This is a genomic window from Marinobacter sp. L-46, assembly GCF_056859535.1.
This window is the reverse complement of the sequence record NZ_JBSXOP010000047.1, coordinates 29,804-41,977: the sequence shown is the minus strand read 5'-3', so window position 1 is coordinate 41,977 and position 12,174 is coordinate 29,804. Positions and strand designations below refer to the sequence as shown.

The following is a 12,174-nucleotide window of genomic DNA, read 5'->3' as shown; positions in this document are numbered from 1 at the left end:
CTCCTATCCTTGATCAGTTAAATCACAACGAAATTGAGAAACCGCACCACACCAAACACCACAACGCCCGAGACAACCGGCCACCCCAGGGACTTTGTTTTCCACCAGACTAGCAGGGTTACGCATCCCCCAACAGCCGTTGCAACCCAGGCATTCAGGGTGCCGGCTGCGGGAACCAACGAAGCCCCCAGCATGGCCGCAATCATCACCGGGCCGAGCACCCCGAGCCACCTGGGCATGGCCGCTGTACCGCCCTGACTGTCTTCCCGAGCCAGACGCCTCTGCATCCACACCAGTGGTAACAAACGCATTAACAATGTACCCGCTGCGGCAACCATCACCGCAACCCACAGCTCACCAGCCATGCGTTAAACCTCCGCCCGTGTATTGGATTGCATCACAAAGAACACCGCCGCGCCCAGAAGCGCCGCAACCGGTATCGCCATATTGGGCAGGCCATTAGCCGCGAACAACAACGCCACGACAATGGCACACCCGAGCGCTGCAGCCCATAACCAGGAAGTGAATCTCGGGGCCAATAGAACCACAAACAGGGCCGGTAGCGCGAAGGGCATAACGTCATTCAGTAATGGCCAGCGCCCGGTCAGCTCCTGCCCCACAAAAGCTCCTAGGGCCGTGCCCCCTACCCAACTGAACCAGGCCAGCAACATGGCGCCAGTGAACCACCCCAGGCGTTCCGAGGGTGGCAACGCCGGCAGGCGGGTGTGCGCCAGAGCGAAGACCTGATCCGTCAGCCCGTGCATCAACCAGAACCACCACCGGTTCCCGTTGAGCCAGGTGGCCAGGTTCGGGGCATAAACCAGATGCCGGGCATTGATCAGCAGCGTCATCACAACCACAAGCCACAAGGGGGCTCCCGACGCCACCATGCCAACAAACAGGAACTGGGAGGCACCCGCATAGATAACCAGGGAGATGATGATGGCTTCCCAGCTGCTGAAACCGGCCTGATTGGCGATCAGGCCAAACGAAATCGCCACCGGAATGTAGCCACCGAGCAGCGGAGTCGCATCCCGTACCCCACTCACCCACGCGCGCCCGCCCGCACTGATTGCCTGGTCGCTCATGATTCCTCACCTTCTTTCTGATACACGATGGTGACCAGTAACGTGGCCCAGGAGTCCCGGGTGCGATAAAGGTGAGGTTGCTCCGCATCGAAGGTGTGACTCTGCCCAGCCCGCAAATGCTGGCTGTGGCCAGTGACACCGACTTCCAGCTGACCACTGACAACGGTAACGGATTCCTCTGCTCCCGGCGTATGGCCCTCCGCCATGCGTGTGGTATTGGGAGCGCACGACATCCAGTAAGCGTCTACCCGGGGATTGTCTTCCCCCTGATCCACAAGCCGGACCTGCACACCTTCCTCACCAACCGGCACACGGATCGGGGCAACGAGGTTGCCGAAGGGGACATTAAGCTGAACCGCCAGTCGCCAGATGGTATCCAGGGTCGGATTCCCATTTCCCTGTTCCAGGCGGGAAAGATTCGACTTGGCAACACCTGCAGCGGCGGCCAGCCCCGAGAGCGACCATCCGCGAGCTACCCGAAGAGACTGAAGGTGTCGCCCCAGGGTTTCGAGAGAATGCTGATCCATGTAAACCACTTCCAATGTTCCATTTATAGAACGTTCTACAAAAGGAACAAGGAAATGTCAATTATGAGGTGCTAATAGCGGCAGCATCCTAGTGCTACTAAGGCTCTCGTTCGCATCCGGCTAACAGCAAGGAGGTGCCGCCTGACGCGCCGTCACTGCAATTAACCAGCGGGCATTCACCAAGGCATTGTCTACGTATTTATCAGTGCCAAATGGAAGATTTAATGAGATGCGTATCCGGGGCGCCTCGTCCAGCAACACCAGGTGATGCTCCACGTTCTAGATGGTGACATGCTTCGTACTCTCTAACCCTATTTCTACCATCCCCACAGTGTTGCCAATCAGCATCACCGAGATACTAACTTCTTCACGGGTTCGAACCACGGAACAACTGCATGCTCCCAGCTTCCTGATCTCTTTTCTATGTCCTATACGTTTCAAACCGACCTTTTTGCCAGCAATGCCCACACCCCAGCAGAAGACAAGAGAGTGCCGCCCACCACATTAAAACGACGCTGTGCTCTGGGCGAGGTGAGAAACCGACGAGCCGATGCGGCAAAAAGAGCGTACAGTGTTGCGTTGATCGTGGCCAAGACCACGAATGTAATCGCCAAAAGCCAGAGCTGCTGCGTAACGTTCGCGGCTGGCGTCACAAACTGGGGCAAGAACGCAACGAAAAAAACAATTCCTTTTGGGTTAAGGGCGGTTACCAGATAGGTATTGAGGAACAATTTCCATCTCGATCCACCCCCTGCTGTCTTTTCGATTCCTCCAATTTGAACACCAGAACGTAGAAGCTTAATTCCCAGGTAAAGGAGGTAAAGACCTCCGGCCCACTTGACCACTGTGAACCAAAACGCTGAGGTGGTTAAAAGAGCTCCCAAGCCTAGTAGAGAAAACAGAAGAGCAGTGGAGTCTCCGAGAGCAACGGCAAGTACCAATGGGGCATTTGCGCGCTCGCCTTGAGCAATCGAATAGCTAACTACCGTCAAAATAGTGGGGCCGGGAATAACCAGCAGAGCTGTAGAGGCAACAGCAAATGCAAACCAAATTTCTAATGGCATTGATTGTCCTCCGTTCACGTAGTAGCGATCAAGTACCAGACAAAACATCTTTCCGATGGCGCCATCGACGGTAATCCCGGTACCCGGCGAAGTGATTCATCCAATATCCATTGCTCGATCTCTGTGGCTTTGACTAGCTCAGGCCACGCTTTATCTGAGTCAACATTCATCCAGATAGCGTGTTGGCCCGCCAATGCCAATATGCGATACCGCTCCTGTCCGAGCTTGAAGACGTCATTGATTCACAGAAGAACGAGCCCTCTCGGCAGCCCGATATCCTCTACTACCTGCAGGTCTCGTGCCTTGGCCAGGCAGGGCCGGCCTTCCATTTCCCGGGTTGGGGCGGCTTCAATGCAAGCAGACGCACGCGGGTGTTCATTGTTGTTCCTCAAGAATGGCCGTGATCGCCGCGCCGTCGATGCTCAGCGAGGATTCGCCGACCAGGCGGCGCAGATGGGATTCCGCGTTCTGGCGACGGCGCTGTTCACGTAGCGTGGCGGTGAGTTGGCCGCGCACTTCCTCAAAGGTGGCGGTGCGTTCCGGGTCCACCTGCTCCAGCTTGATCAGATGCCAGCCGGCAGCGGTTCGCACCGGGTCGGAGACCTGGCCGGGTTCCAAACCGGCCACCACCGGACGGACTTCGGGAGTCAGTTGCGCCAGCGGCAGCGGCCCCATAGCGCCGCCCTGTGCGGCACTGGTGGCTTCGTCGGAGTGGCGGCGGGCCAGGGCGGCGAAGTCCGTGCCCTTGGCGCGGGCTTGCTGGGTTAATTGACGGGCGCGGGTTTCGATGCTCTCGGCATCTTCGCCGGTGGCGGCCAGAAAAATCTGCCTCAGGTGGTAACGTTCGGGCACCCGCATATTGTCCTTGCCGTTTTCATAGACCTGCTTGAGCAGCGCCTCATCGGGGTATCCCTCAGGCGCTTCACTGACCGCGCTCAGATAGCTGCGCAGGAGCACCTGGTCCTCGGCCCGGGCGAGGGCCCGGGAGACTTCATCGCGTTTTTCCCAGCCCTGTTGACGGGCTTCGGCGACCAGTGCTTTCTCGGCCAGACGGCGGCGCGCCCAGTCGTCGAACATGGCGCGCTTGTCACGCAGCGCGGACCGCGCACCGTCGGGCAGAGTGGTCAGCCAGGCGGTCACTTCGCCTTGGTACAAGGACACGTCGCCAAGGCTGGCGACGGCCGCGCCTTGGGGCGCCGCTCGAGCGGCCGGCGGCGAGACCGTCTTGGGCTGCATGTCCCTGGCCTCGGAAGGCTGTGTCACCAGCACCGTGCCGGCGACTCCGGCCAAAAAGGCCAGTATCGCGGTGACCATTACGTGCGCGGCTTTCATCTTCTGTCTCCTCGTTTACGACGACTCTTGCGCTTGGGTATCCCGCTCTTGCGCGGGTGCGTCGACCGGGTTGTCCTCCACGGCGCCATTGTCTCCCTCGCGGTAATTACGCAGATACAGCAGAAACTCGCGGAGCAGATGGTCCCAGATCTCCAGGTTGGAGAGCAGGTGTGCCCGACGCACGCCACCGGCGGCGATCACGTCCATTTCCAGAACCAGAAAGTCGCCGTGCTGGCTCAATCGCGAGAAGCGCTTGCCGCGGTTCCAGGCGGGAATCAGTCCGGCTGGCAGGTCGCCCTGGATGCGCAGCGCGCAGCTGAGGGTGAAGTCCAGCATGCCTTCGCCGACCACGTTGCCCGGACGCGCCGCGAAGCCGATGCCCTGGCTGGCGCTGAGCAGTTGCTTGCTGCCGTTGTGCTCAGATTCATTGGTGCGGTAGCCGGCTTCCTGTAGCAGCTTCGCCAGTTCGTTGAGGAGCAGGCTTTCGATGATGGTGTCTTTGTCGCTCATGGAATCAATTCTCCCGGAGAGTTAAACAGACTCTGGCATTGTTCGATTAACAGCATTCAATGAACAACCGGTGACACTTTCAGGCCACCGGCGTCATTGGTCGGTGGCGTCGTCGCCACTTTCCTCGGCACGCACGACTTGCACCTGGGCGTTGTACAAGCGGTCGCCCAGATCCTGAGCGCGATTCTCGAACTCCACTCGTGAGGAGGTGGCGAGCGGCTGGCGCATCATGAACAGGCTGCCGGCGCCCAGGTTCTCGTATTCGGCAAGGATGTCCTTGCCAGCCCGGTACATTTCCTCATTGCGGCCGACGCAGGTCTGCAAGGCGGCTTCACGCTGTTGCAGGGTTTGCGCGAGATTCAGGCGCTCGATCTCCTTGTTACGCGCCAGTTGCAGCAGCTCGTCATAGGCGCTGCGTACCTGCTCGGCGCGTTCCTGGCTGGCGGCGACGCGCGCCGCACTGCTGCGTTGCAGCGCCTTCATGCGGTTCTGGCCAGCGTCAATCTGGCCTTCCAGTTTGGCGATACGGGCGTGCGCCGCTTCCAGTTGCGCTTCTGCGTTGGCGCGCGCGGCCTCCAGGTTGGCCTGCCGCGATTGCAGGTTGTTCAGTTGCTGGATGGTACCGCGCAGTTCGCTGCGCAGACGCTCTTCAAGACTGGATTGCTGTGCCGGGGCCAGCCCGGGCAATGAGACTGCCAGCATCATCGCTGCGGCGGGCAGCCATTTCGCCTTGATGTTCTCCACGACTATCATGGTCACTACTCCGTTTGTCGCCCGGCCGTCAGAACTGGGCGTTCAGTTCGAACTGCAAAACATCAATCGCCAATGGCGGACCGTAGACTTCCTCCGAGCTCATCCAACGCCCCCGGAAATACAGGTTCTTGTTGAGGGCATAGGACCCGCCCAAGTAGTAGCCCTTGGCGTTGGTGCCGCCAAGGTGGAACGTCGAGTCGTTGTAAGCGTCCGGCAGCGCATCGGGTTCGATGTATTTGTAACCCATGAACGCGAGCCACTCACCGGCGTGGCGCAGATCCAGGGAACTGCCGAAGGCAGCGTGCAGCATCCAGGCTTCGCGACCGCTTTCGAGCTCTCCGGTGTTACTGTCAAAGTTGCTGATCAGTTGGCCGTCGGCGTTCTCCCACATTTCATCCTCATCGTAGGCGAGGTTGTAGATGTAATTGCCGGCCAGTTGCAGTTTGTAGCCGTTGAACAGGGAAGTGTTCCAGCGCGCGTTCAAGTCCAGCAGTTCGAACTCGGAAGCCAGGCCCACATACTGTGGCATGGGTGTAAGGGCTGGGTTGGCCGGGTCGAGTTGGATGTCGCGCAGCAGGAACACGGTGTTGCCCTTCTGCATGAAAGCGGGGACCGACCAGTCGCTGTCGCAGGGCGGTGCCGCTGCATACAGGTAACATTCGCTGGATCTCTGGCCGCGCACATTGTCGAAGTTGTAATAGGCGAGCGCGGTCTTGAAACCATCACCGTTGTCGAATTCCCAATCGACGCCAAGCTGGGCGCCAAGCAGCCAGCGGTCCTCGCTGTCGCCTTTGTCCTTTTGGTTGCTAGGCCAGTCGTCGTCGCTGTACTGGAGCGGGAAGGCACCGAACGTACCGAAGACGGAACCGTTATCGCTGAAGTCGAGTCCGGAGAAGCCCGCGGACACACCGTCGAAGTTGAGATCACCGTCGTAAAGAATGTCGGTGGAAACAAAGGGGTTTTCCGCGCGGCCGGCGGTGAAATTCCAGATTCCCGGGTGCCAACTGACCCAGGCCTGGTCCAGCCAGATGTCCTTCTTGCCCAGGCCGCCGCCCAGGGTCTGGGTGGTGGACACCGGGCCATTGCTGCTGCCGGTGGCCAAGCGCACGCCGGCGTCCCAATTGTCCGACAGGGCCGCTTCCAGCCCGAAGCGGGCGCGTATGCGCAGCAGATTCTCGCGATCCTCACGGGTGTTCATCAACGGAGGAAGCGACACGGCGGTCTTACTGTTGACGTCATGGGGACCGGATTCGTTCATCTCATGGAAGTCGGTGATTTCGTTGCTGTTGTCACCGGAGAAGAAGCGGCTCTCATTGCGTACCCGTACGTCGCCGTACACCTTGATGCGTGACACCCAGTCGGGGAAGGTATTGGGCGCGGCCCAGTTCTCGGCCTTGGCCTTGGCCATGACGTCTTCCTTGACCTCCTCGCGGATTTCCTCGAGCACCACCTCGGGAATGTAGGGCACGCGCACATCGTCTTCGCGCACGTCCGGTCCGGCATCGCCTTGCGCGGCCTGGCGGACTTCTTCCTGGGCCTGCATCAGCAGCGCTTCACCCTGGGCCACGGTAATCACGCCCTGGCTGACCAACAGACGGATCAGATGCACCGTGGTGTTCATGTCAGCCGGGGCGTTCGCCTGCGTGTCGGCGCCCGGCGCGGGCGATTCGGCGGGCGCCTGGGCCGCGGTCGGGCCGCTTACCGCCGCGGCCACCGCGGCCACCGCGAGTGTCAGCAGCCACTTGTTGCACTTAGTGTTCATTACTTGGTTGCTCCTGAAACGGTTCGTCTCGATTGTTTCGACCATCGTTCGTCAGCCCGGGCGCCTGCCCTGAAGCGCCAGCTTGACCGGCAACGTCAGGGACTTCGGCGGCGCCTGGTCCAGCGCCGGAATCGACCGCAGAGCGGCGATCACTTTCTCGTCGGTTTCCGAATCACCGCTGGATTTCAGCAGTTCCACCCGGGTGATTTGTCCCGCCTCGTTGAGCCACAGATTGACCTGCATTCGGTAGCTCAGATGACGGATGGTGGCTTCCTCGCGCAGACGTTTCTGGAATGCGTAGGAAAGGTACTGACCGTAAGTGGCGTTACCCACCCGGCCCACGCCGGAGCCGCCCATGCCGCCACCGCTGCCGGCAGCGATATTGAAGGCATCGGTGCCGGCCTGGGCTTCGCCGTCGATTTCCATGGCATCGGCCAGATCATCGCTGGGTGACGGCGGCTCGTCCGGGGTCGGCTCCTCCACTGGCGTGGGCTCCGGCTCGGGTTCCTCGACTATTTCCTCGGGCTCGGGTTCCGGTTCCTCCACCGGTTCGGGTTCGGGCTCCGGCTCGGGAGGGGGCGGCGGCAACGGCATCAGCATCGGCTCCTGGGGAACCTGCCGGCGAACGCCACTCATGTCGTTGGCCCACTGCCAGATCAACCAGCCGGCCACCACCAGAACCACGATTCCCACACCCATACGCACATAGGTCGTCGGCCCGCGGCCGGCTTTGCTTGCCCTAGCGACATGGACCGGGGGCCGCTTTCCCGATGCCGGGTTGCTGTCCCGCGATTGAGGCGACTGCATCGACATGGTTTTTCCTATTTTTCCGTTGTCGTCGATCATTGCGGCGGTTTGCCCGTAACCAGACCAACCTGGGAGAGATCCAAGCGCCGCAGAATATCGAGCACTTGCACCACCTTCTGGTACTGCACCATGGCGTCGCCGCGCACGATCACTGGAAAGCCGGGGTTCATCGCCTTCTCAGTGCGCAGCCGGTCCTCGAGTTCGGCCAGGGTCACCGGGTAGGCATCGAGGAACACCTGCCCATCGTTGTTCACCGAGATCGCCTTGGTTTTGGATTCAGACAACGACACCGAGGCACTCGCCTTAGGCAGATCAACCTTGATGCCGGCGATCTGGGCGGTGGCGGTGAGAATGAACATCACCAGCACCACCATCAACACGTCCACCAGCGGTGTAATATTGATGCCGTCAACCGGCCCATCCATTTCATCGTCGTCCATCGACGCTCTTACCGAAGCCATCGTCGTTCTCCTCAGGTCACTGGTGTTTGCGCATGGTCATGGCCGGCGGCACTGGCGGGCCGTTCCGCCGGCTCCGTGCTGGTGGCATGGATCTCGGCCAGCCGCGTCACGAACTCATCCAGAAACACGCGCATGTCGGAACTGATGTCCCGGTTGCGGCCGTTCAGGCGGTTGTAGGCAAACAATGCCGGAATCGCCACGAACAGCCCCATGGCGGTAGCCAGCAGTGCCGCGGCCATGCCCGGCGCGATCGCGTTGATGTTCACGTCGCCGGCCATGGCCGTGCCCAGGAACACCACCATGATCCCCATCACCGTGCCCAACAGGCCGATGTAGGGGCCGCCGGCGATGGCATTGGAAAGCACGCCCAGGCTCGAGCTCAGCTCGCGGTTTTGCTGGGTGCGCACCCCGTCCATGGAGGCGCGGATCGCTTCCAGGGTTTCGGCGGAAAGGTTGTTGGTATCGGCGCCCTGGGCGCGACGAGTGCGCAGTTCGCCCACAGCCACCCGGTACAGTTGCCACAGGGAAGAATGACGCAGGTCGTCTTCCAGTTGACGGTTGTCCATGAGCTGTTCCAGGTCGGTGCCCACTTCGGCGAACTCGCTACGGAAACGCTCATTGCCTTTCTCGACCCGGCCGGAATATCGGAACTTGCGGTACATCACCACCCAGGTCTGGAACATCATCAGCACCAGGATGCCGATGACCACCCAGGCATCGATCGGCACGGCGCTGAACAGGAAGCCAAGCGCGCCAAAACCAAAACCGGATTGCTCTTCATCGACGCCGAACGACACCAGCCGGGACTCCGAGCCCTGGGCCATGTAATCTGCCATCAGTAGGGGCGCCGGGCGGGCCTGCTTGGAGATACGTACTTCGTCCAGGGCGCCGTTGAAGTTGCGCGAAGGCGGCGGTGCCGCTGCGACCTGCTCGCCTTCTTCGCCGCTGGTTTCGGTGGTGGCCACGTAACCGGGCACATCGCCGCCGATGGCCACGGTGGTGGCGAACGGCGGCAGCGCCAGGGCCAGGCTGCCGGCCTCGCGACCGTTCACGTACAGAGTCACCGCCTGGCCGTCGGCGGTCACCGCGAGGTGCTGCCACTGGCCAGAAGACAGAACCGACGCTGGCGCGGTACGTTCGCCGTTGATCTCCACGAAGGGTTGGCTGCCATCAATACCGATCAGCAGGGCGTTGCCGGCGTCGCGGCGCGCGAAAATCAATTGCTCGCCGGTGTTTTGCTCGGTACGCACCCAGGCGCTGAAAGTGAACTGCCCGCCGGCCGGCGTGGCCAGGGAGTTGCCTTCCACGGTCAGCGCACCGCCACCGTCGAAACCCGCGGCCTGGCCGATCACGCCGGTCAAGGTCCGCGGTGCGCTCTGGTTGGCGTTATTGCCGTAGGCGGTAACATCGCGCACCGATGCCCCGGCGGCGCCGTCGAAGTGCCAGACCAGGGTGTAATCGGAGTCGAACACCGCCTGCCCGGCGCTGGTGGCCGGCGCGTCCGGGTTGCCGTAGTACATCCAGATGTCCTGGCTTGCACCGGCTTCCAGGCCAGGCACGTCAACCCAGACATACGCCACGCCAAGCAGCGCATCGAAGCTTTCGATCTGATGGTTGAGAACGGTTTCATCGTCGCCGGCCACGAAGCGCAGGTCGGCTCCGTTTTCCTTCACATCCTGGAAACTGAAGTTGCCGGTATGCAGGCGCACCAACATCGGCACACGCCCAATGCGTTCGTCGATAGAAGCGCCCTGCGGCGACGTATCAAACGTGATCTGCTTGCGGTAGCTCCATTCATCCTGCCACCAAGCTTGGGCCAGGGTGGGAAACAGCGCACCCAAGCAACAAATAAAAAGTACAAGTAGACGATGTTGCATGATCAGACACTCCGAAAAACAAAACAGTTTGGCGGCCTTCGTCGAGGGCCTTGTTTACTTCTAAAAACTACCGGTGACACTGAAATGCACTCTGGGGTCGTGCTTCTCCGTGTTCGCCCCTTCGGTGAGCGGATAGCCGAAATCCAGACTGCCGCTCAACCAGGCGCCGATCTCCGCGCGCAGCCCGACCCCAACACTGGCCAGATCGAATGCATCCACCTGCTCGGGCAGCGGGTCCCGCAAGCGCAGATGTGCGCCCTCGACGAACACATGCGCGCGCACCAGACTCCAGGGCGCCCCCAATGAATCCGCGATGGAGGGTGTACGCAGTTCGACGCTAGCCAACACCCCGTCGTCCGCGGATTGTTCGGCGGAAAGATAACCGCGCACGGTGCCAGCGCCGCCCACCGCGAACTGCTCGTTGGAAACCAGGGGCCCGGAGGCCACCTGCGCGCCGAACGTGGTTGCCAGCCCCCAGTTGTTCAGTTGCATCTCGTTGCTGGCATCGACTTTCAAGACGGCGAAGTCCGGGTTGGCCTGGTAGCGCTTGTAGTCGAACTCGCGCCAATCGCTGCCGTTTGAAGGAAACTGTTCCGTGGCGGTCACCAGACCAAGATTGAGGTAACCCTGGTTGCGTTCTGTGTAGTAATAGCCACTGTATTCAAAGGTAAAGGGCGCATACTTCAGGGGGATGTCATCCCCCACGTCCCCGAACTCCAGCGACTCGTCGAAATCCTTGAAGTCGATGCCCATGGAGAAGGAGTGCCCCCAAACCCCGTCGAAGGGCAGGCTGTAGGTGGCGCTCACGCCGTAGGAGTGCCCCTTGCCCAACACCGTGGTGCCGCCCACCGTGCTGACGTCGCTGTCGGAGGTGTAGCCGGAAAAACGCAGCGACCAACGATCGGACAGCGGCATGCCGTAGCTCATTGACCAGACCTCGGCGTTATCGGTCTCCTGCGGCGCGGTGAACAACGTCAGCGACAGGCTGTGGCCACGCTGCCAGAGGTTGGAATGACCAAGCGTGGCGATGGTGCGCAGCTTCTCCGTGTCGGCGCTGTAATCGTTGTTCAGCGTCAGGCTGCCGCTCCAGGGGGGCTGATCCTCCACAGTCAGATCCACGTCCATGGTGCCGGGGATCGCGCCCTCCTTGACCACCGGCATCACCTGGCGTTTGCCGGTGCGATTGACGCGGGTGAGGTCTTCCTGGACCAGATCGAAGTTGGGCACTTCGCCTTCCGTCAGTGCCGGCACCTCGCGGCGGATTTTCAGCGGGGAGTGGTATTCCGCGCCCACCACGCGCACCCGCCCGACCGTGACTTCGGTGACCTGGAGGTACACCACGCCACCACTGACTTGTTGCTCGGGAAGGTCCACGTAGACCGACTGGTAACCCTTCCGCTGATAGATTTCCTGCAGGGCACGTTGCGCGCTCTGGATATCGTCCAGAGTTTTTCCCGGCCCCAGGTAAGGGTAGACGGCGGCTTCCACCTCACGGTTTTCCAGCACCGTATTGCCACGCACGATGTACTCCGTGATGGTCACCGTGCTGGCGACCGGTGCTTCCTCTTGTTGATCCTCCATCGCCGCCGGAGGTTGTTCGGCGGCGGTTTCCTGTTGAGCATGGAGAGATGGCGACAGGGCAATGGCCGTCAGGAACACCCCCCGCAGAAAAACAGGGGATACTTCGAATATTCCGTTGGCGTCACACATTGATTCGACTCTGTAAAGACTACACATGGACCGGTGGCCATCATCACCGCCGAACATTGGCAAATCCGACACCACAACCCCCGAGGCTTCCCCGCCGCGAAGCGGTGAACCAGTTAACAATCCTTAGATGGTTTGAGCGAGCCAGGACCGAACCGTTGTCACCAAAAGTTCACGAACCAGGAGAATTGGTACACCGAAACGGGCGCCGCGAATCCGTGGAATGGGAGCCAACGCCTTGGTTCAGGCGGGTTTCAGCGCAACATGAAAAGTCATCAAAAATTCA

The 12,174-nt window shown here is 60.8% G+C and carries 12 protein-coding genes; all 12 read right to left on the bottom strand.

What is annotated here, in order from left to right:
- Positions 1-17: 17 nt before the first annotated feature.
- Positions 18-365: an AzlD domain-containing protein gene (locus AC13DJ_RS05995; protein ID WP_104417580.1), complete on the bottom strand. Its 348-nt coding sequence runs from the start codon at positions 363-365 to the stop codon at positions 18-20.
- 3 nt (positions 366-368) lie between these two features.
- Positions 369-1,088: an AzlC family ABC transporter permease gene (locus AC13DJ_RS05990; protein WP_482932998.1), complete on the bottom strand. Its 720-nt coding sequence runs from the start codon at positions 1,086-1,088 to the stop codon at positions 369-371.
- The gene (locus AC13DJ_RS05985) at positions 1,085-1,615 is read right to left on the bottom strand and encodes a helix-turn-helix domain-containing protein (protein WP_278350837.1); all 531 of its coding nucleotides are present in this window, start codon (positions 1,613-1,615) and stop codon (positions 1,085-1,087) included. The genes AC13DJ_RS05990 and AC13DJ_RS05985 overlap by 4 nt, the downstream gene beginning before the upstream one ends.
- A gap of 437 nt (positions 1,616-2,052) precedes the next feature.
- Positions 2,053-2,679 carry a LysE family translocator gene (locus AC13DJ_RS05980; protein ID WP_482932999.1) on the bottom strand — a complete coding sequence of 209 codons (627 nt, stop codon included), beginning with the start codon at positions 2,677-2,679 and terminating at the stop codon, positions 2,053-2,055.
- Positions 2,680-3,054: 375 nt separating this feature from the next.
- Entirely contained in the window at positions 3,055-4,011 is a 957-nt protein-coding gene (locus AC13DJ_RS05975; protein ID WP_278350835.1) for a peptidylprolyl isomerase, read from the bottom strand.
- A 15-nt stretch (positions 4,012-4,026) separates the two neighbouring features.
- Positions 4,027-4,521, bottom strand: coding sequence for a YbjN domain-containing protein (locus tag AC13DJ_RS05970; protein ID WP_278350834.1), 495 nt, complete (start codon positions 4,519-4,521; stop codon positions 4,027-4,029).
- Between the two features lie 93 nt (positions 4,522-4,614).
- Positions 4,615-5,274 carry a DNA repair protein gene (locus AC13DJ_RS05965; protein WP_278350833.1) on the bottom strand — a complete coding sequence of 220 codons (660 nt, stop codon included), beginning with the start codon at positions 5,272-5,274 and terminating at the stop codon, positions 4,615-4,617.
- A gap of 28 nt (positions 5,275-5,302) precedes the next feature.
- Positions 5,303-7,036 (bottom strand): putative porin, encoded by a 1,734-nt coding sequence (locus tag AC13DJ_RS05960; protein WP_482933000.1) that lies wholly within the window; start codon positions 7,034-7,036, stop codon positions 5,303-5,305.
- Positions 7,037-7,087: 51 nt separating this feature from the next.
- Positions 7,088-7,735: an energy transducer TonB family protein gene (locus tag AC13DJ_RS05955; RefSeq protein WP_482933007.1), complete on the bottom strand. Its 648-nt coding sequence runs from the start codon at positions 7,733-7,735 to the stop codon at positions 7,088-7,090.
- 143 nt (positions 7,736-7,878) lie between these two features.
- The gene (locus AC13DJ_RS05950; protein ID WP_278350831.1) at positions 7,879-8,304 is read right to left on the bottom strand and encodes an ExbD/TolR family protein; all 426 of its coding nucleotides are present in this window, start codon (positions 8,302-8,304) and stop codon (positions 7,879-7,881) included.
- A gap of 11 nt (positions 8,305-8,315) precedes the next feature.
- Entirely contained in the window at positions 8,316-10,181 is a 1,866-nt protein-coding gene (locus AC13DJ_RS05945; RefSeq protein ID WP_482933001.1) for a DUF2341 domain-containing protein, read from the bottom strand.
- Between the two features lie 60 nt (positions 10,182-10,241).
- Complete coding sequence (locus tag AC13DJ_RS05940) at positions 10,242-11,762, bottom strand: ShlB/FhaC/HecB family hemolysin secretion/activation protein (RefSeq protein WP_278350848.1); 1,521 nt, start codon at positions 11,760-11,762, stop codon at positions 10,242-10,244.
- Positions 11,763-12,174: the final 412 nt, after the last annotated feature.